Source organism: Faecalimonas nexilis, from assembly GCF_059731825.1.
Window position 1 is genome coordinate 619178 of sequence record NZ_AP029189.1, and the last position, 19457, is coordinate 638634.

Here is a 19457-nt window from a genome sequence, read left to right on the forward strand (position 1 = left end):
GGATATGAGCATGGTACTAATGACAAGAGTGGATTGTAGATTGTTACATGGACAGACAGCGGTTTCATGGACATCAGGACTTGGAGCAGACTGCATATTAATTGCAAATGATTCAGTGGCTACAGATGATTTGAGAAAAACGACAATGAAACTCGCAAAACCAGCAGGAGCAAAGCTTGTAATCAAGAATATTGAGGATTCAATTACGGCTCTTAAAAGTGGCGTGACAGACAAATATAAACTTTTTATTGTTGTTGAATCTATTGAAGATGCTGCAAAACTTGCACTTGCAGTTCCAGCAGTGGACAAAGTAAATCTTGGACTTGTGAAAGCAAAAGAAGGAACACGTAATATTTCAAAATCTATCAATGTTCTTCCAAAAGAAGAAGCGTTGATTCGTGAGATGGCAGATGAAGGAATTGAAGTAGAAATCAGACAGGTTCCAAATGACAAAAAAATTAATGCAGTAAATGCATTGTAATATGAAGAAAAGAGGATAAGACAATGATCAAAGTATTATTGATATTTTTGATTGCATGTTTCGGATATAGTGATTATTTTACTGGAAAATCACTTCAGACACGTCCATTGGTTTTAGGACCTCTAGTAGGACTGGCAATGGGAGATTTACAGACAGGATGTGTGATCGGAGCTACTATGGAGCTCGCACTTATGGGAGCTGTTGGAGTAGGAGCTGCACTCCCACCAGAAGTTGTATCAGGTGGAATTCTTGGAACAGCTTTTGCAATTGCAGGACATAAAGATGCAGGAATGGCAGTGGCATTAGGTCTTCCAATTGCGATGCTGGTAATGTTATTAAGAAACTTCCTTTTTATTGCGATTGTACCACTTTTTGCAAATAGAGCAGATCAGTATGCTGAGAAAGGTGATATCAAAGGAGTATCAAGAATGCATTGGTATGGTGGAATCTTTGGAATGTACCTTCCAATGGCGATTCTTGTAGCTGTAGCATATTATCTAGGAAGTGGTGTTATGGAGAACATTCTGGATGCTATTCCACAGTTTGTGCAGGATGGACTTACAATTTCTGCGGGAATTCTTCCGGCACTTGGATTTGCAATTCTGTTAAGAATGATTTTAAATAAGAAAATTGCAGCATTTTTAGCTATTGGATTTGTAATGACAGCATATTTAAGCCTTCCGGTATTGGGAGTAGCAATCATGGCTGTAAGTATTGTAGCACTTATGGTATTCGGTGGAGTTGGTGATGCAAAACCAGTTGCAGCTGGAGGAATGGAGGTAGATGAAGATGACGACTTCTAATAATGAAACTAATTCAGGGATTACAAAAAAAGACTTGAGAAAAGTGTTCTGGAAATCTCTTCCATTTGAGATCTCATGGAACTACGTTAGACAGGATCATATGGGATTTGCCTATTCTATGACTCCAGTTATTGAGAAATTATACAAAACAAAAGAAAACAGAAAAGAAGCACTGGAAAGACACATGGAATTTTTCAACATTACAGTATATTTTTCCACTCTCGTATTAGGAATCGTAACTGCAATGGAAGAAAGAAGAGCGAAAGATCCTAACTTTGATACATCATCTATTAACAATGTAAAAGCTAGTTTGATGGGACCTCTTTCGGGAATTGGTGATTCCATTTTCCTTGGAACACTTCGAATTATTGCAGCTGGTATAGGAGCTTCACTGTGTATGAATGGGAATCCATTCGGTGCAATTCTCTTCCTTCTTTTATACAATATCCCTGCATTTGCTGTGCGTTATATTGGCATGATGAAAGGATATGAACTGGGAACAACACTTCTTGAAAAGATACAGAAATCTGGAATGATGGATAAAGTAACGAATATGACTGGAATTGTAGGTCTTATGACAATTGGTTCCATGATAGCTACAATGGTTAGTGTAAAAGTTCCACTTACGTTTGGATCAGGCGATGGAGTGACAGAACTTCAGGGAATTCTGGATTCTATTATGCCATGCTTACTTCCGGTATGTGTGACAGCATTGATTTACTGGCTTCTTGGTAAAAACGTAAAGACTACATGGATCTTGCTTGGTATTATCGTAGTTTCAATTATTTGTGCTTTCTTCGGAATCTTAGGGGTGTGATGTAAGAATGGATTTAGGAAAGACGATTTTTATCTCTGATATGGATGAAACTCTGTTTGATGATGATAAACAGATATCTGCTAAAAACAGAGAAGCAATTGTTGATTATCAGAAAAAAGGTGGACTCTTCACTGTTGCAACAGGAAGATCTATCATAGGTTTTCGTCCTTATCAGGATATGCTGAATATCCAGGCCCCCGTAATTCTATATAACGGAAGCTGTATATATGATTATCAGAAAGAAAAAATAGTATGGGTTCGTTGGTTACCGCAAGAAATCAAAATTTATATTCAAAAACTGGTAGATGAGTTTCCCAAACTTGGAATGCAGGTCATGACAGAAACAGGGATTTATTCGTATCACCCAACACCTGTATTTAAGGCGTATTTGAAAAGAGAATCCATAAATTATACAGAAGTAAAATCAATCGATGAAATGCCAGACGGTTGGATTAAGGCTGAGATGACAACAGATCTTGTTGATCAGAAACAATTTGATAAATTTCTTACTTTGACAGTGCCAAAAAATGTTCGATGTCTGGCAACAGGAACGTATTCGAGAGAGATTGTAGGCGCAGATGTATCAAAAGGTGATGCTGTGATACGCTATCGAGAACTTTTAGATCATAGCGAAAAAACCATTTGCTGTATCGGAGATCATAATAATGATTATGAAATGATAAAAGTTGCAGATGTAGGAATTGCTGTAGAGAATGCGTTAGAGAAAATAAAAAATGTGGCAGATTGGATTGTGACAGATAACAATCATGATGCGGTTGCAGTAGCAATCAAAGAGTTAGAACAATTAGAAAAGGAGAAGGATGAAATGGAAATCAGAGAACTTATTGAAAAAGTAATTAAAGATATGGAATCAGACGGAGGTCTTAAGAGTGTTGTATGGGTTGCAGCTGGAGGATCTCATGATGGACATTATGCAGCACAGTACTTTATGGATCGCGAATCTACAGCTGTACATTCTCAGCAGATTACAAGCAGTGAATTTGTATATGCAGCACCAAAATGTGTAGGTAAAAATACAATTGTTGTTCTTACTTCTATGAGAGGTACAAAAGAAACAATCGAAGCTGCAAAAATTGCAAAACAGCTTGGAGCAGTTACAATTAGCCAGTATGTGGATGAGTCTGAACTTACAGAAGTGTGTGATTACAATGTTCAGTATGGAAGCATCTGGGAAGATGATAAAGATCAGAGCAAAACCAATGCAGGAAATGCACTTCGCATGGCGATGGCAATTGTAGATATTGTAGAAGGATATGACAATTATGCAGATGCTATGGATGCATTTACAAAAGTGCAGCCAGCATATGTGAAAGCTCGTGAATACTGCAGACCATTGGCTGAAAAATGGGCAGAACAGATGAAAGATGAAAAATGCATCACTGTACTTGCAAGTGGCCCGGCATATGGATCTGGACATATTTTCTCAACATGCAATATCCTTGAAATGCTTCAGATTCAGTCTCCAACATTTAACAGCTGTGATTTCTTCCATGGTCCTTTTGAGATTACAGACAAAAATAAGCCGTTTTTCCTCCTTGTGGCTGATGGAAGAACAAGAAAAGCAGATGAGAGAGCAATTACATTTATGAACAAATATGCTGGAGATAAAGTATACATATTAGATGCAAAAGAATTAGGATTAAATAACCTAAAAGATTCTGTTGCAGAATACTTCAATCACCTTCTTTTCACGCCAATTTTAAATAATGTATATATGAAAGCATTATCAAAAGCAACAGGAATTGATTACACAACACGTAGATACATGTGGAAAGTAGAATACTAAAAATATTCAAATAAATTTAATGTCGGGAAAACAGGCAGTGCAATCTTGTGATTGTTCTGCCTGTTTTCCTGTAGTCAAGATTAAAATAAAAGAAATTAACTCAAAAACTTAACTTTAACATTAATTACGAAACATAGTTATTCAAAGAAAGTATTCCCTTGAGATAATGCATACATTGAAACAGAGATTGACTCCTTTCACCAGGAAATCTCCGTTCAAGGCAGAAGTATAGTATATTACTCAAACTTCCCACACCAATAAGGTGTGATTAACCTTGAAAATTCAATATTTCAGCCAATTAAAAAGGCATAAATACGTTCCTTTGGTATAATAGAATTGTCGAAAAACCAAAATAGAAAAGGGGATTTATGCCATGTCCAGTATATCACAGAACAATAGCAATGAGGTAGCATTACTTGATTGTGTCCAGAAGTTTTTTATCAAGCATCACGTTGGCAGGTTGTTGAAGCAATGCAACGGCACCAAAGAGAAAGGCGTTTCCGCTGTTTCTCTGCTTAAGTATAAGATGGGGAACATTTTCACTGGAAGAAGTATGTATATGCAACAGAAAACAGGTTCCTTCAAAGAAGCGTTTTCCAAGAACACCTTCTATCGTTTTCTGAATTCTACGAAAACCAACTGGCTCCGTTTTACATCACTTCTTGCTGCTGACATCGTGAAGAATGATCTAAAGCACCTTACTGATGACTCCCGTAAGAACGTGTTTATCATCGACGACAGTCTGTTCCATCGTACAAGCTGCAAAAAGACAGAACTGGGATCTAAAGTCTTTGATCATACGGGAATGAACTACAAGAAAGGCTTCCGTATGCTGACCGTAAGCTGGAGCGATGGGAATACGCTGATTCCTGTAAACAGCTGTCTCCTGGCTTCATCCAAAGAGTCGAACATCATCGGCCCTGTGAAGGCATTTGATAAGAGAACTCTTGCCGGAAAGCGTCGTAAGCTTGCACAGACAAAAGCTCCGGAGGCAATGCTTACACTCCTTGATACCGCTGTATCTGCGGGGCTTTCTGCAGAATATATGCTTTTTGATTCCTGGTTTTCCAATCCTGCACAGATAACTGCGCTTAAGTCTAGAGGAATGGATGTCATTGCCATGATCAAGAAAAGCAGCCGCATCAAGTACACTTATGGTGAGGACCAGCTTAATATCAAGGAAATATATTCCAGGAACAAGAAACGTCGTGGCCGTTCCAGGTATCTTCTTTCTGTTGATGTGATGGTAGGGAAAGAGAATCCCATTCCAGCAAAAATCGTTTGCGTAAGAAACAAGGCCAATCGTAAGGATTGGCTTGCTTTCATATGCACAGATACATCGCTCTCCGAAGAAGAAATCATCCGCATCTATGGCAAACGCTGGAAAATCGAGGTCTTTTTCAAGACCTGCAAGTCTATGCTGAATCTGATTGGTGAATGTCATAGCTTATCTTATGATGCACTGACTGCTCACGTAGCAATCGTGTTTACCAGATACATGTTACTTGCAATGGAGCAGAGACAGAATGAAGATCAACGAACCCTAGGGGAACTGTTCTTTTTTCTGGTAGATGAAATGGCAGATATCACTTTCTACCGTTCACTTAGCATCCTGATGGATGCTTTCATGGCAAGCCTTCAGGAACTTCTGAAGCTTAGTGACGAACAGTTGGCTAGATTTACTGCTGATTTTGAGTCCAGACTGCCGGAATATCTGCGTAATGCACTCCATCCACTGGCTACTGTGGCATAAATCGCTATTTTGTTAGCTGAAATATTGAATTTTCAAGGAACAAGTCCCATTTGGGGTATGGGAAGTCTTAGTTAAAAATTAAAAAAATTAAAAAAGTACTTGTATATTTTTCGGCAATGCGTTATAATATACAAGTACGAGTGATACGGCTCCATGGTCAAGCGGTTAAGACGCTAGCCTCTCACGCTGGAATCAGGGGTTCGATTCCCCTTGGAGTCATTTCTTGATAAGTGTCCGCAGAAGATTCTGCGGATATTTTTTTGTCATGAAATACTTTGTTTTAAGGGTTTCTTTTTTGCAAAATATGGTTTATAATAAGAAACGTCAAAACTTATAGTAAAGAATCGGAGGGAAAGAATAATGTTAGTATCAGCAAAAGAAATGCTTGAAAAAGCAAAAGCAGGACACTACGCAGTAGGTCAATTCAACATTAACAACTTAGAATGGACAAAATCAATTTTACTTACAGCTCAGGAATGCAATTCACCAGTAATTCTTGGTGTATCTGAAGGTGCTGGAAAATATATGGCGGGATACAAGACAATTGTAGGAATGGTAAATGGAATGTTAGAAGAACTGAATATCACAGTTCCAGTAGCACTTCACTTAGACCACGGAAGCTATGAAGGATGTTTGAAATGTATCGAAGCTGGATTTTCTTCAGTAATGTTTGATGGTTCACACTATCCAATCGAAGAAAACGTAGCAAAAACAAAAGAATTAGTTGCAATCTGTAACGAAAAAGGAATGTCTCTTGAAGCTGAAGTTGGTTCAATCGGTGGAGAAGAAGATGGTGTTGTAGGAAAAGGTGAATGCGCAGATCCTAAGGAATGTAAAGCAATCGCTGATCTTGGAGTATCTATGTTAGCAGCAGGTATTGGTAACATCCACGGAAAATATCCAGAAAACTGGGAAGGATTAAGCTTCGAGACTTTAGATGCTATTCAGCAGCTTACAGGAGAGATGCCATTAGTACTTCACGGAGGAACAGGTATTCCGGAAGACATGATTAAAAAAGCAATTGACTTAGGTGTTGCTAAGATCAATGTAAATACAGAGTGCCAGTTATCATTTGCTGCAGCAACTCGTGAATACATTGAAGCTGGTAAAGATTTACAGGGAAAAGGATTCGACCCACGTAAATTATTAGCTCCAGGTGCAGATGCAATCAAAGCAACTGTAAAAGAAAAAATGGAATTATTTGGTTCTGTTAATAAAGCTTAATAAGGACAAGTTCTTAATCGAGGGTGATGGAAGTTATTTCCGTCACCTTCTTTATTTTTCCTTGCATTTTAAAAAAAATTAGAGTATCTTAGAAGAGAATATTTTGCAAGAAACGAATGAACTGGGAAGGGTGAAACAATGAGTGAGATAATAAATGTAGCAGAGATATTTGGCGAAAATGTTTTCAATGATTCTGTTATGCAGGAGCGCCTGCCGAAAAAAGTATATAAAGAATTAAAGAGAACAATTCAAGAAGGAAAAGAATTAGAGCAGTCGATTGCGGATGTAGTGGCACATGAGATGAAAGAATGGGCGATTGAAAAAGGTGCGACGCATTATTCACATTGGTTTCAGCCTCTTACCGGGGCAACTGCGGAAAAACATGATTCCTTTATTTCAGCGCCAAAGTCAGATGGAAAGGTGTTGATGGAGTTCTCAGGGAAAGAGCTTGTCAAGGGAGAACCTGATGCGTCGTCATTTCCGTCAGGAGGACTTAGAGCCACATTCGAGGCGAGAGGATATACGGCATGGGATTGTACATCTCCGGCATTTATCAAAAAGGATGCAACCGGAACGGGAGCGATTCTTTACATACCGACAGCATTTTGCTCGTATACAGGAGAAGCCTTGGACCAAAAGACACCATTACTTCGATCTATGGAGGCAATTAACAAACAGGCATTAAGACTTCTTCGCCTGTTTGGCAACACAACTTCTCAGAGAGTGACACCGTCAGTAGGAGCGGAGCAGGAATACTTTTTGGTTGACCGGGAAAAATATCTGAAACGGAAAGATCTTATTTTTACGGGAAGAACGTTATTTGGCGCAATGCCGCCAAAGGGACAGGAACTGGACGATCATTATTTCGGGGCAATTCGTGAGCGTATTGCACTCTTTATGAAGGATGTCAATGAGGAGCTTTGGAAATTAGGAGTGTCCGCAAAGACACAACATAATGAGGTTGCACCGGCGCAGCACGAGCTGGCGCCAATTTATGCACAGTGTAATGTGGCAGTTGACCACAATCAGCTTGTGATGGAGACATTAAAGCAGGTTGCATACCGTCATGGGCTGCACTGCTTATTGCATGAAAAACCATTTGCGGGGGTGAACGGTTCAGGAAAGCATAACAACTGGTCTCTGACGACTGATGATGGAATTAATCTTTTAGATCCGGGAAAAACACCACATGAGAATATTCAGTTTTTGCTTGTTTTGACATGTATTTTACGTGCGGTAGACAGACATGCCGAATTGTTGAGAGAATCTGCAGCAGATGTGGGAAATGACCACAGACTTGGGGCGAATGAGGCGCCTCCGGCGATTATTTCGGTATATTTAGGTGAACAGTTAGAAGATGTACTTTCACAATTGATCAGTACAGGAGAGGCAACTCACAGTCTGAAAGGTGGAAAATTACAGACGGGTGTCCGCACCCTGCCTGATTTCGCGAAAGATGCGACAGATAGAAATCGTACCTCACCGTTTGCATTTACCGGAAATAAGTTCGAGTTCCGTATGGTGGGCTCCAGAGATTCTGTGGCAGCGCCGAATGTCGTGCTGAATACGATTGTGGCAGAAGTATTTCAGGAAGTCTGCGATGAGTTGGAGAAAGCAGAAGACTTTGACATGAAAGTACATGATTTGATCAAGCAGTTTGCTTCTGAGCATCAAAGAATCGTATTTAACGGAAACGGATATTCTGACGAATGGGTAGAGGAGGCAAAGAGAAGAGGGCTTCCGAATATTAGAACAACTGTGGAATCGATTGAATATCTGACAACGGAGAAAACGGTCGAGTTGTTTGAAAAGTTTGGCGTGTTCACAAGGGCGGAATTGGAATCACGTGCAGAGATTAAATACGAGACTTACGCGAAGGCGATCAATATAGAAGCGAGAGCGATGATCGACATTGCGAGCAAACATATTATTCCAGCTGTAATCAAATATATTACCTCTCTTGCAAATTCTATTAATCAGGTGCGTGAGGCGTGTGGAGATGTTGGAGTAAGTGTGCAGGAAGAGCTTTTGAAAGAATCTTCCGAATTGCTGGCTCAGACTAGAAAAGCTTTGAAAGATCTGATTGTGGTGACAGATGAGGCATGCAAGATGCAGGAAGGTCCGGCACAGGCGGAATTTTTCAAAGATAGAGTTGTAACCGGAATGCAGGCGTTGCGTGAGCCGGTAGACGCACTGGAAATGATTGTAAATAAAGAGATGTGGCCGATGCCGTCTTACGGGGATCTGTTGTTCGAAGTATAAAAAACTGCTTTTCATATAGAAGCCTTTGTGTTATTCTGCATATAAAGAATAACACGGAGGTGAATGTATGAGAAGCAGTGATTTTTTATTACAATTAAAAAAAGCATTGGAGAATGAATTGAGCGCAGCTCAGGTTCAGGATAATGTAGAATATTATAAAAACTATATCAAAGAGGAAATGAAAAGTGGAAAATCGGAGCAGGAAGTGATGGACATGCTTGGAGATCCATGGGCGATTGCCAAGACAATCCTATTGGAAGAAAAGATGAGTGGGCCACAGGAGAGCATCAACTCAGAGGAAGTGTGGAGCGATCAGGAACAGAAACAGCAAAGCCAAAAGATTCATGTGTTTGGACTGGACACCTGGTGGAAGAAGGCCGCGGTTATTTTGGGCGTGATTGCTATTATTATTCTTATTATTTCTTTGATATTGGGGATTCTCTCGATTGTGTTGCCGATTGCAATTCCTTTGATATTGGTTGTGACGATTTTCAACATGCTCCGCCGAAAATAAAAAGACCAATGGGGGAGCCATTGGTCTTTTTGAGGGGAGTATAAATAATTAATAAGGGGTTGTAGAAAATCGCTTTCTACAAGAGTTAGTATAATATAGATTGGAAAAAAAAGCAAGTTAAAAATTAAAAATTTCTTAAGCAGGTTCAGAGACTGTTAAGAAGTAATTTGTGAAAAAAGTTGAATGTATAAAACATTTCGGATGAGAGATAATAAGGTTTGTACCAATTAAAATCTCAGGAGGAATGAAACAATGGCAAAAAATAATAATGCAACAAACAACAATTCAATGAACAACAACGCAACTTCTTCTTATGGCAATGCACAGAGCAAGAATAAGACATCTAACAAGACAACAAGCAAAAATACAAACTCAAATGCATCTAAGAATAAAGCAAGCGCATCTGATGCAAGCAGAAACGAAAGCAACAACTATTAAGCGGACAGCAAGGGATGGGGAATGTGATCATTTCCCATCTCTATTAATATGTGGCATCTCTTGACAGTGGGACGCCTTACACGTAATATAAAGTATATAGAAACAGGAGGAAGAGAATGGAAAGAATGGAATTAATAGCGCCATGTCATTTTGGACTTGAGGCTGTGTTAAAAAGAGAAATACAGGATCTCGGATATGAGATTTCAAATGTAGAAGATGGAAGGGTATCATTTTATGGAAATGCAGAGGCAATCTGCAGGGCAAATATATTTTTGCGGACCGCAGAGAGAGTACTTCTGAAAGTGGGAAGTTTTAAGGCAGTTACATTTGAAGAGCTGTTTGAACATACAAAAAAAATTCCTTGGGAGAAATACGTTCCGAAAGATGGAAAGTTTTGGGTGACAAAGGCGGCATCGGTAAAAAGCAAACTGTTTAGTCCATCCGATATCCAGTCTATTATGAAAAAAGCGATGGTAAACCGCATGAGAGAACACTATCATGTGGATTGGTTTGAAGAAAGTGGAGCCTCCTATCCGATACGCGTTTTTCTGATGAAAGATATCGTGACGGTCGGAATTGACACATCCGGTGTTTCTTTACATAAGAGAGGATACAGACAGCTGTCAAGCAAGGCCCCGATTACTGAGACTCTTGCGGCAGCGCTGATCATGCTGACACCTTGGAGAAAAGATAGAATACTTGTCGACCCATTTTGCGGAAGTGGAACATTTCCGATTGAGGCAGCGATGATTGCGGCGAATATTGCACCCGGAATGAACCGATCGTTTACCGCAGAAGAATGGAGTAACCTGATTCCGAAAAAAGCGTGGTACGATGCGATTGATGAAGCAAACAGTTTGATTAATGATGACATTGAAGTGGACATCCAGGGATATGATATCGATGGAGATGTAGTCAGAGCAGCTCGTGAAAACGCAAAAGAGGCAGGGGTGGATCATTTGATTCATTTTCAGGAGCGTGCTGTGAAAGATCTGCGCCATCCAAAAAAATATGGATTCATTATCACAAACCCGCCGTACGGAGAGCGTTTGGAAGAAAAAGAGAACCTTCCCGGGCTATATAGAGAGTTTGGTGACAGCTTCCGCAACTTGGACAGCTGGTCGGCATATATGATTACAAGCTATGAGGATACAGAAAAGTATTTTGGCAGAAAAGCGGACAAGAACCGAAAGATTTACAATGGAATGTTGAAGACGTATTTTTATCAATTTCTGGGACCGAAACCACCAAAACAGAAGAAATAAAGGAGGAAACCGAATATGGAACCAAAGATTATATTTGCAACAGGTAATGAGAATAAAATGAAAGAGATCCGCATGATCCTTTCTGACCTTGGAATGCCAATCCAGTCGATGAAAGAAGCTGGTATTGATGTGGATGTTGTGGAAGATGGAAGCACGTTTGAAGAAAATGCATTGATCAAGGCGACGGAGATTGCAAAAATTGCCGGCAACTGTATTGTGCTTGCAGATGATTCTGGTTTGGAGATTGATTACCTGAACAAGGAGCCGGGAATTTATTCTGCACGCTATGCGGGGGTGGATACATCGTATGATATCAAAAATAATATGCTGCTTGACCGTCTGAAAGGAGTACCGGATGAAAAACGTACAGCGAGATTTGTCTGTGCAGTGGCTGCGGCATTTCCAGACGGAACGACAGAAGTAGTCAGAGGGACAATTGAAGGGCGTATCGGCTACGAAATCGCCGGAGAGCATGGTTTTGGCTATGATCCGATCTTTTATCTCCCGGAATACGGATGCACGACAGCAGAACTTGATCCGGAGAAGAAGAATGAACTGAGCCACCGAGGGAAAGCACTTCGTGCAATGCGTGAAATTATGGAGAAAAAACTATGAGAGTATTAATTGTAAGTGATACACATGGAAGTCACAGAAATTTAGATGCGGTGTTAGAACGCGTCGGAAAAATTGATGCACTCATCCATATGGGAGATGTGGAGAACGGTGAACATTACATTGAAGCGGTGGCGGACTGCGAGACTTATATGGTTGCAGGGAATAATGATTTCTTTTCATTTTTGCCGAAAGAAAGAGAGTTCACACTTGGAAAGTATAATATATTCATCACCCATGGACATAATTACTATGTATCTATGGGAACTGCTCGGTTAAAAGAAGAGGCAAGATTGAGAAAAGCGGATATCGTCATGTACGGGCATACACATAAGCCGGATTTGGAATTTGATGAAGATATCATCGTCATTAACCCGGGAAGCCTCTCATATCCACGGCAGGAGGGGCGGAGAGCGACTTATGTGATGATGGAGATTGATAAAAATGGAGAGGCTCATTTTGAGCTGGAATATGTGTAAAATAACCGATTTTGAAAAAAATAAAAAAATTGATAAGTTTTAGAATGAAAATCGACAAGAGGTTATAAAGCCTCTGCCGATTTTCTTTTTTTATAGGAAACAGCAGAAAAGAAGAGCGTGCAGAGCGTAAAAACTCTGACACGCTTATTTTTTTACCATAAAAGCAAATGAGGACGGAAAGGAGCATAGAACATGGCGAAACGAAAGTACAAGCGTCTGCATTACGAGGACAGGCAGACCATAGAGGCTATGAGTAAGCAGGGCAGCAGTGTAAGTGATATTGCAGAGGCACTGGGAACGCATAGGGACACAATTTATAGGGAGTTCAAACGCTGCAACGCCACACTGAAAACCTACACGGCGGCAGCAGGGCAGCAGGCGTTATAAACAAGAATAACAAAAGAGAGGTAAGACACATGAAAAAAGTAGATTTTAATAAATTGCAGGCAGGCGACTTAGTAGAAGTGCCACGCACACAGTTTGCACCTATGCGTAGCGGCTGGAATGGCTGGTTATTCAGTGAGGCAGTAGTAATAAGAAAGGGCGTAGGAAGAAAAAGCAAAAAGAATGTAGTCGTAGTGGAAATGAGAACACCAGCAGGAAAGAACAGCTACGGGACTATAGAGGCTACATTTTACGCAGAGAATGTTTTTACTACGCCAGCAGCAAAGAACGCAAGAAACATTTTGAAGAAATACGGAATAGAGGACGCAGAGAGCTTTTACAAATTCATTGAGCGGGACGACGTAACGGGCTGCGATTGGATAAGATTTTTAATAGAAAAAGGCTTTTTATTTAATGAGTAGGCGGCAGCAGCCGCCACGAGTGCCGTTAGTTCAGCGGTTAGAGCAGCCGCCTCATAAGCGGCAAGTCGTGGGTTCAAATCCCACACGGCACATTGTGTAGCAGGCATGGCGAGCCTGCGGCAGAGGGCAGCAGGCTAATAGCTGCAATCTGTATACCGTGGAAAAATAGCGGCGGTCATACCAGCCAGAAAGTATGTGGACAGTCAACAGGTTTTCAGTTGCTTTTTAATGCGAAAAGCAGCCCGCACGGTAAAACCAAACGCCAGAACAGGAGAGCGGCACACATGGAAAGACAGAGAGCGCCGCCGAAAGGAAGAGAGGCAGAGAATGGCAGCAGAGGCATTGATAGTAGAGGACGCATACCAGAAAGGCTACGCAGATGCAATGGCAGATATGCGAAAGAAAAAAGAGCAGAGGCGACAGCGGGAGCAGGAAAAGAAAGCCCGCCGCTGGTATTTCATTAAGCAGAAAGCCTATGGGCTTGCAATGCTGGTAGTTACCGTGCTGGCAGTATGGGCGGCAGAGGGCGACATAACAATAGCGGTTATTACCGTACCGCTGGGGCTTATGTGTCTTTTCAGTAAAAAAATGCTGATAGTAGATAACTACTATTTTGCTACGGAAGAGAGGCGGCAGTAAATGCTTGAATTAGTACCAATTACGTTAAAAGAGGCTAATGCTTTTGTTGAGAGATACCATAGACACCATAAGCCAGTAGTGGGGCATAAATTCAGCATTGCGGCAAGCGACGGAGAGAAAATAGTAGGCGTGGCTATTGTGGGTAGACCAGTAAGCAGATATTTGGATAACGGGCTAACGCTGGAAGTAAATAGACTTTGCACAGACGGTACAAGAAATGCGTGCAGTTTTTTGTATTCGGCAGCATGGAGAGCAGCAAGAAATTTAGGATACAAAAAACTGATTACTTATATTTTAGTATCCGAAACAGGCAGCAGTCTTAAAGCGGCTGGCTGGAAATGTGTAGGGGAGTGCGGCGGGAAACGCTGGAACGGGCGCAGCGCACCAAAGGTAGATTTGTACCCGGCACAAATGAAATTACGTTTTGAGGTAGAAAAAGGGGGCGAGTAAGTGGGAAAGGCAAGCTATAAAATCAGAGAAACAAAAAATATGCGGCATTTTACATATTCTGGAAATCTGGAAGATGCAATAGAAAAAGCGGAAAGGGATTTGCAGAAAGAGAAAGAAAATAAGGAAATTGCGCAATGGTATTGGCTGTATGAAAAAGCCAAAAAAGCTATTAACGCACATAACAAGAAAATTGCCAACATTGAGGCGTTTATACGGTGTGCAGAGGAAGAGCAGGAAAAGCAGAAAGGTAAAAAGGATAATGAAACGACAGGCAGTTAAGAAACTGATACAGTGCGTAGCCATTATAGCGGCAGGCGTGCTGGCAATCATTTTGTTTATGCTGGCTATCTGGTACAGAGGAAAGAACAGCGAGCCAGTAACAGACGAACAGGTAGCAGCGCAGATGCAGCAGGCAGAGCCGCTGGTTATTGAAACACCAGAGGCAGCCACAGAGGGCAGTATAAGAGTATACGACTATGACGGCTGCTGTATTTATTCCTACTACGGCAAAATTCGGATAAACAGCGACGGTAAGGACGGCAAGGAAATTGACGTAGAGGCATTAGGCTATTTAGAGGGCTACCAAGAACATAAAGAGGAAAGCGGGGCGGGAGAATGAGCCACAGATATTACAGCCCTTTACGCCCGTTATCGCTGGGAACATTTCCAAAGCCGCAGGGAAACGAGATTTTACATATAGAAAATTTTGAGGAACGGCAGAACGTACCAGAGATAGCACGGCAGGCGTGGGGATACATTGAGTACAAAGAGGCGCTTACAGAAATAGAGGCGGCAGCTTATGAGCTGATACCGTCAAACTGCATTTCTGAAATGGAAAACTTAGAGGCAAGGAGATAAAGGCAATGAGCGAGGTATATATACGCAGCCAGAATAAAGAAAAGCTGTATAGACTGGGCGGTAATTACGCCTGCGTAGAGTATGGAGAGTACGAGGACATAAAGAAAAAGAGAGGCGGCGCAGAGGCAGACAAAAAGCGCCACGTAATTTGCATAAGTGACGGGTGTTTAGAGGAAATTGGAGAGTATGCCACAAAAGAGCGCTGCTTAGAGGTGCTGGACGAGATACAGAAAGCGTGCGTAAGCTATCTGTTTACGGCTGGCGGTGCAGCCGTAATAAGGGGCGGCATGGACGTACAGCCGTTTGCAGCAGTAATACCGAGGCTGTACGAAATGCCAGAGAAGTAGGAGAGGCAGACAGTGACAGTAAAGGAATTTATAGGCACGCTGGAGAGTTCAGACCGCCTGCGCATTATCGAGGGAAAAGCAGAGGTTTACGTAGGGTATCTGGCAGCGTTCAAACCGTTTGCAGACCATGAGATAAGCGAGGAATACCGAAAATACAGCGAGCATGAGGTAAAGAAGTTTAGAGCAGTGCCGGAGATAACGCACAGACGCTGGAAAGAGCTGGGGCTTATGAAACCATTAGAGCCAGACCAGACAGCACAGTATAAGTTTAGTGATTTGCAGATGTCGCTTTACTACACCATTTACATATAAGAAAGGAAAGGGCAGGAAGTATGACAAAGAAAAAGCCAGATTTTTTACGGGATTTAGATACTGCAATCATGGACGAGCTTACAGGTGGCGGTATCAAGGGAAATGCAGCGGGACTGGTAGGAACGCTTACACAGATTAAGGAAATTAAGCAGCTATGCGGGCTGCCGTTTTGTGGTTATATGGCAAAGCTGGAAACGGTAAGACCAAGCGGCGTGCCGGACGAGGTAACGGTAGTATTTGCAGAGGACGTACCATACAGGGCTTGCAACGGCATAGAATTTGACGTTATGCAGGAATTTGTAGAGGGCAGCAGGCTTTTACTGACAGGCAAGGTGCAGACGCTTAAGGACTTCCAGAGCGGTAGACTGCTGGTATATATTCTGGCAGATTTTGTGACGGTATCGGAAAAGGCAGTAGAGCAGGACGAGGCAGCAGTAAGAGGCGTTATAGCGAATAAGCCAACATACAGAGAAACACCGAGAGGCAAGCGCATTACTGATATTACGGTAAAGGTAAGAAATGAGCTTACAGGCGGCAGCTGCTTTTTACCGTGCATCTGCTGGCAGGAACAGGCAGACGAGACGGCGCAGTGGCAGCAGGGCGACACTGTAGAGCTGCTGGGACGGTATCAGAGCCGCCAGTATGAAAAGGTGCTTGATGCAGCCACAGGAGAAAGAGAACAGCGCACAGCTTATGAGGTATCGGTACGGCTGATTAGAAGAAAGGAAGAGAAAGAAAATGAGTGTTGAACATATCGGCAAGGGATATGTAAAAATCTGCGTGAGTGAGGAAGAGTTAGAGAACAGCATAGCTGGGCTTAGCCAGTTAAAACCTATTTTGCAAACGCAAGCAATAAAAGGGAACGGAAGAAACACAAAGCAGGGGCTTATTGATGCAGCAGAGCTGGGAAAACATTTTGATACAGCGATAGATGCAATGACTATGCTTTTGGCTGGGTTTAAGGAAGAAAGCGAGGCACAGAATGAAGAGTAAAACAATTTTAGGAGCAGACGGCGCAACAAAAATGCGGCAGATTACAGTAGGGATACACGGAAAGGGCGGCGAGGCAGGCATAAAGGCAATACAGCAGCTTGCAGGCATGGTGGACAGCTTAAAGCAGTGCCAGACACCACAGGAAGTATACGACAGATATTTACAGATTACGGGGTATTGTAAATGCTGCGTTGATTGTAATTTTATAGACCAAAAGGGAGCAGACGAGCTGATGTGCTTAGCAGCATATCTGGCAGGAAATGAACAGGCACGGGCAGAGGCACAACAGAAAGCGGGTAAAAAGGCATGAGAAAGGTTTATATATGCAGCCCATACAGGGCGAAAGACGGCGCAGAGCTGGACAGAAACATAGATTATGCGCAGCAGCTGACACGGCAGGCGTTAGAGGCGGGCTTAGCACCCATTACGCCACATTTATATATGACGCAGTGCATGGACGATAAAAAGCCGGAAGAGCGGGCAAGGGGCATGGCTGCGGGGCTTGCGCTGCTGAAAGGCTGCGATTTTGTTATTGCTGGTGTGAAATACGGCATAACAGAGGGAATGGACAGAGAAATACATACAGCAAATATGCTGGGAATTGCGGTTATAGATGCAAACCAGATTAAACGGCATCTGGAATATGAGGAAAAGCGACAGGAGCGGGTAGCGAGCGACTACGCAAAGCTGCATAAGTGCAAGCATTGTTACGAGCGTAGATTATGTAGCCTTATGGGGCATGAGAACTGCTGTACCGCCAGCGCTTGCACAGCTGCATATAAACGGGCTTATGAGTATGCCTTAAGCCGCATAAGAGAGTGGCAGGAAACATGAAAAATAAAAGCGCCTACGGTGGGGAAACACCATAGGCGCTAAGCTATACAGCTTTGAAATACTATAAAAATTATAAGCTATGTATGGCGCAAAGTCAAGAAATTTAACGGGCAGGCAGCCCGTTTTAACACTTGATAAAAGTATTAACGAACCGACAGAGAGGTAGATATATGCCGTACGTAGAGAGGGTAACAAAAGCGGGAAATACGATAGAGATAGAGAGGTACTTTACCAGCAGATACAAAAAGAAAGGTATCAGCAGAGGGGATAAGGTAAAGCCAACAAAAGAAGAGCAGGAGAAAGTAAACACCAGACAGGCAGAGAGAAAGTTAAGGATACTCATAAATGCAAACTATGGCTATGGGGACTACCATTTAGTGCTTGACTATATCCGCAGGAAAGGAGAGTCGGACAGAACGCCGGAGCAGATGCGGCAGGACATAGACGTATTTTTGAGGGAGTGCAGAAAGGAGTACAGAAAAGCAGGGTTAGAGTTCAAATACATACACGTTATGGAGATAGGCAAGAAAGGTGCGAGGCATCACCACCTTGTAGTAAATAAAATTGACACAGAGATTTTACAGCGCTGCTGGTATAAGGCATACGAGGGGCATAACAGAGTAAAGGTATTCCCTCTGGACGACAGCGGCAACTATGCAGAACTGGCAAGCTATTTAATCAAGTACACAGGAACGCACAAAAAGGGTACTGACGGAGCATTACAGGGTAAGCGCTGGAATTGCAGCAAGAATTTAGTAAGACCAGAGCCAGAGTATCACATAATTTCAGACCGTGAGTATTTCAAGAAAGAGCCAAAGGCAATAAAGGGCTATTACGTGGACAAGAACAGCGTAAGCATGGGGGTACACAGCCCAGAGTATTACGGCTATGGGTATTTAAGATACACCTTAGTAAAAATAACAGATAGGGGGGGCTGAAATGCAGATAATCAAGGGCATTGCCATTGCAGCAGTGTTGATAATAGCCGGACTGCTGGCGCTGATTGTGGCAGCATATCTGGCGTTTAGAATTGCGGCGGCTATTTTTGAACAGCAAGAGAGCTGGAAAGACAGCGGCAGCAGAAAGGGCAGAAAACATGATAGAAAAAATTAAATACTGGTTATTCCAGAAAGGCAAGGACTGTAAGCGCTGCTGCCTGCGGTGCAGATACTACGATATATGCCGCTGGGACGTACTGGGAAATGCAGGACTACAAAGCGAGGAAACAATAACGCTTTTGGCGATAGAGAACAGCAAGCCGCATAAGGACGGGCTACTTTTTAGAATTTGCCAGTATGTAGAATTTAAGCAGAGAGCGAGGCGAGAAAATGAGAAACTTTAGACTGGACGACGAAAGCGGGCATCAAGAGGCATTATTTAGCTGGGCTGCATACAGAACAGAGATTATGCCGGAACTGCAATATATGTATCATGTGCCAAACGGCGGCAAACGTGATAAAGCAACAGCAGCGGTGCTTAAGAGGCAGGGCGTAAAGGCTGGCGTGCCAGACATTATGCTACCAGCCGCAAGGGCTGGGTATCATGGGCTTCACATAGAGCTTAAGGCAGGCGAGAACACGACGACCAAGAAACAGAAAGAGTGGTTAGAGTATCTGCGGCAGCAGGGCTATTATACCGCCGTCTGCTACGGCTGGCAGCCAGCAGCGCAGCTGATAGAGCAGTATTTATTACATTCAGACGAGCTTACAAAAGAACAGGAAACAGTAACCATGCGTTAGGGGCGACGCAGGAAAGAGAGGCAA

Annotated in this window: 29 protein-coding genes and 2 tRNA genes; all 31 read left to right on the forward strand. The window is 42.3% G+C overall.

From position 1 onward, the window contains the following. The first annotated feature begins 10 nt into the window (after nucleotides 1-10). Nucleotides 11-481, forward strand: a complete 471-nt coding sequence (locus AC6I5B_RS02855; RefSeq protein ID WP_497773593.1) for a PTS sugar transporter subunit IIB — start codon at nucleotides 11-13, stop codon at nucleotides 479-481. A gap of 23 nt (nucleotides 482-504) precedes the next feature. Beyond that, a complete protein-coding gene (locus AC6I5B_RS02860) occupies nucleotides 505-1284 on the forward strand; it encodes a PTS mannose/fructose/sorbose/N-acetylgalactosamine transporter subunit IIC (protein ID WP_497773594.1) in 780 nt (259 codons plus the stop codon). Beyond that, entirely contained in the window at nucleotides 1271-2101 is an 831-nt protein-coding gene (locus AC6I5B_RS02865) for a PTS system mannose/fructose/sorbose family transporter subunit IID (protein WP_497773595.1), read from the forward strand. Before AC6I5B_RS02860 ends, AC6I5B_RS02865 begins: the two co-directional genes overlap by 14 nt. 7 nt (nucleotides 2102-2108) lie before the next feature. Beyond that, nucleotides 2109-3908, forward strand: coding sequence for a Cof-type HAD-IIB family hydrolase (locus AC6I5B_RS02870; protein ID WP_497773596.1), 1800 nt, complete (start codon nucleotides 2109-2111; stop codon nucleotides 3906-3908). Nucleotides 3909-4281: 373 nt separating this feature from the next. Next, entirely contained in the window at nucleotides 4282-5661 is a 1380-nt protein-coding gene (locus AC6I5B_RS02875) for an IS4 family transposase (RefSeq protein ID WP_497773589.1), read from the forward strand. A 147-nt stretch (nucleotides 5662-5808) separates the two neighbouring features. Beyond that, nucleotides 5809-5880: transfer RNA gene (locus tag AC6I5B_RS02880), tRNA-Glu, on the forward strand. Between the two features lie 141 nt (nucleotides 5881-6021). Beyond that, complete coding sequence (gene fba, locus AC6I5B_RS02885) at nucleotides 6022-6885, forward strand: class II fructose-1,6-bisphosphate aldolase (RefSeq protein WP_004612122.1); 864 nt, start codon at nucleotides 6022-6024, stop codon at nucleotides 6883-6885. A gap of 138 nt (nucleotides 6886-7023) precedes the next feature. Then, nucleotides 7024-9147: a glutamine synthetase III family protein gene (locus tag AC6I5B_RS02890; RefSeq protein WP_497773597.1), complete on the forward strand. Its 2124-nt coding sequence runs from the start codon at nucleotides 7024-7026 to the stop codon at nucleotides 9145-9147. Nucleotides 9148-9214: 67 nt separating this feature from the next. Continuing rightward, nucleotides 9215-9661, forward strand: a complete 447-nt coding sequence (locus AC6I5B_RS02895) for a DUF1700 domain-containing protein (RefSeq protein ID WP_022250132.1) — start codon at nucleotides 9215-9217, stop codon at nucleotides 9659-9661. Nucleotides 9662-9913: 252 nt separating this feature from the next. Next, nucleotides 9914-10099 (forward strand): hypothetical protein, encoded by a 186-nt coding sequence (locus AC6I5B_RS02900; RefSeq protein ID WP_022250133.1) that lies wholly within the window; start codon nucleotides 9914-9916, stop codon nucleotides 10097-10099. Nucleotides 10100-10215: 116 nt separating this feature from the next. Continuing rightward, nucleotides 10216-11364 carry a THUMP domain-containing class I SAM-dependent RNA methyltransferase gene (locus AC6I5B_RS02905; protein ID WP_497773598.1) on the forward strand — a complete coding sequence of 383 codons (1149 nt, stop codon included), beginning with the start codon at nucleotides 10216-10218 and terminating at the stop codon, nucleotides 11362-11364. Between the two features lie 15 nt (nucleotides 11365-11379). Continuing rightward, on the forward strand, nucleotides 11380-11979 hold the full coding sequence (locus AC6I5B_RS02910; RefSeq protein WP_004612127.1) for an XTP/dITP diphosphatase: 600 nt from the start codon (nucleotides 11380-11382) through the stop codon (nucleotides 11977-11979). Further along, the gene (locus AC6I5B_RS02915) at nucleotides 11976-12455 is read left to right on the forward strand and encodes a metallophosphoesterase family protein (protein ID WP_022250134.1); all 480 of its coding nucleotides are present in this window, start codon (nucleotides 11976-11978) and stop codon (nucleotides 12453-12455) included. Before AC6I5B_RS02910 ends, AC6I5B_RS02915 begins: the two co-directional genes overlap by 4 nt. Before the next feature lie 192 nt (nucleotides 12456-12647). After that, nucleotides 12648-12842 (forward strand): helix-turn-helix domain-containing protein, encoded by a 195-nt coding sequence (locus AC6I5B_RS02920; protein ID WP_002591239.1) that lies wholly within the window; start codon nucleotides 12648-12650, stop codon nucleotides 12840-12842. A 29-nt stretch (nucleotides 12843-12871) separates the two neighbouring features. After that, nucleotides 12872-13261 (forward strand): hypothetical protein, encoded by a 390-nt coding sequence (locus AC6I5B_RS02925; protein ID WP_118293907.1) that lies wholly within the window; start codon nucleotides 12872-12874, stop codon nucleotides 13259-13261. A 19-nt stretch (nucleotides 13262-13280) separates the two neighbouring features. After that, a tRNA-Ile gene (locus AC6I5B_RS02930) sits at nucleotides 13281-13353 on the forward strand. Between the two features lie 136 nt (nucleotides 13354-13489). Further along, on the forward strand, nucleotides 13490-13900 hold the full coding sequence (locus tag AC6I5B_RS02935; protein WP_118627675.1) for a hypothetical protein: 411 nt from the start codon (nucleotides 13490-13492) through the stop codon (nucleotides 13898-13900). Further along, a complete protein-coding gene (locus tag AC6I5B_RS02940; protein WP_055214515.1) occupies nucleotides 13901-14350 on the forward strand; it encodes an XF1762 family protein in 450 nt (149 codons plus the stop codon). Beyond that, nucleotides 14351-14629, forward strand: coding sequence for a hypothetical protein (locus tag AC6I5B_RS02945; protein ID WP_118771927.1), 279 nt, complete (start codon nucleotides 14351-14353; stop codon nucleotides 14627-14629). Beyond that, nucleotides 14610-14969: a hypothetical protein gene (locus AC6I5B_RS02950; protein ID WP_118627673.1), complete on the forward strand. Its 360-nt coding sequence runs from the start codon at nucleotides 14610-14612 to the stop codon at nucleotides 14967-14969. The genes AC6I5B_RS02945 and AC6I5B_RS02950 overlap by 20 nt, the downstream gene beginning before the upstream one ends. Beyond that, nucleotides 14966-15208 carry a defense against restriction DarA-related protein gene (locus AC6I5B_RS02955; RefSeq protein WP_022279748.1) on the forward strand — a complete coding sequence of 81 codons (243 nt, stop codon included), beginning with the start codon at nucleotides 14966-14968 and terminating at the stop codon, nucleotides 15206-15208. The genes AC6I5B_RS02950 and AC6I5B_RS02955 overlap by 4 nt, the downstream gene beginning before the upstream one ends. Nucleotides 15209-15213: 5 nt before the next feature. Further along, a complete protein-coding gene (locus AC6I5B_RS02960) occupies nucleotides 15214-15555 on the forward strand; it encodes a hypothetical protein (protein ID WP_002591245.1) in 342 nt (113 codons plus the stop codon). Nucleotides 15556-15567: 12 nt separating this feature from the next. Then, nucleotides 15568-15867 (forward strand): hypothetical protein, encoded by a 300-nt coding sequence (locus AC6I5B_RS02965; protein WP_412457466.1) that lies wholly within the window; start codon nucleotides 15568-15570, stop codon nucleotides 15865-15867. Between the two features lie 20 nt (nucleotides 15868-15887). Beyond that, entirely contained in the window at nucleotides 15888-16616 is a 729-nt protein-coding gene (locus AC6I5B_RS02970; protein WP_497773599.1) for a single-stranded DNA-binding protein, read from the forward strand. Beyond that, a complete protein-coding gene (locus AC6I5B_RS02975; protein WP_118084353.1) occupies nucleotides 16606-16860 on the forward strand; it encodes a toxin PIN in 255 nt (84 codons plus the stop codon). Before AC6I5B_RS02970 ends, AC6I5B_RS02975 begins: the two co-directional genes overlap by 11 nt. Beyond that, complete coding sequence (locus AC6I5B_RS02980) at nucleotides 16850-17170, forward strand: hypothetical protein (protein ID WP_002591249.1); 321 nt, start codon at nucleotides 16850-16852, stop codon at nucleotides 17168-17170. Before AC6I5B_RS02975 ends, AC6I5B_RS02980 begins: the two co-directional genes overlap by 11 nt. Continuing rightward, nucleotides 17167-17694, forward strand: a complete 528-nt coding sequence (locus tag AC6I5B_RS02985) for a DUF7768 domain-containing protein (RefSeq protein ID WP_138343654.1) — start codon at nucleotides 17167-17169, stop codon at nucleotides 17692-17694. Before AC6I5B_RS02980 ends, AC6I5B_RS02985 begins: the two co-directional genes overlap by 4 nt. 170 nt (nucleotides 17695-17864) lie before the next feature. Then, nucleotides 17865-18632, forward strand: a complete 768-nt coding sequence (locus AC6I5B_RS02990) for a rolling circle replication-associated protein (protein WP_003023397.1) — start codon at nucleotides 17865-17867, stop codon at nucleotides 18630-18632. Between the two features lies 1 nt (nucleotide 18633). Next, nucleotides 18634-18807 carry a hypothetical protein gene (locus AC6I5B_RS02995; protein ID WP_003023394.1) on the forward strand — a complete coding sequence of 58 codons (174 nt, stop codon included), beginning with the start codon at nucleotides 18634-18636 and terminating at the stop codon, nucleotides 18805-18807. Beyond that, nucleotides 18791-19036 carry a hypothetical protein gene (locus AC6I5B_RS03000; RefSeq protein ID WP_009297806.1) on the forward strand — a complete coding sequence of 82 codons (246 nt, stop codon included), beginning with the start codon at nucleotides 18791-18793 and terminating at the stop codon, nucleotides 19034-19036. Before AC6I5B_RS02995 ends, AC6I5B_RS03000 begins: the two co-directional genes overlap by 17 nt. Then, a complete protein-coding gene (locus AC6I5B_RS03005) occupies nucleotides 19023-19433 on the forward strand; it encodes a VRR-NUC domain-containing protein (protein WP_497773600.1) in 411 nt (136 codons plus the stop codon). The genes AC6I5B_RS03000 and AC6I5B_RS03005 overlap by 14 nt, the downstream gene beginning before the upstream one ends. The last annotated feature ends 24 nt before the right edge of the window (nucleotides 19434-19457 follow it).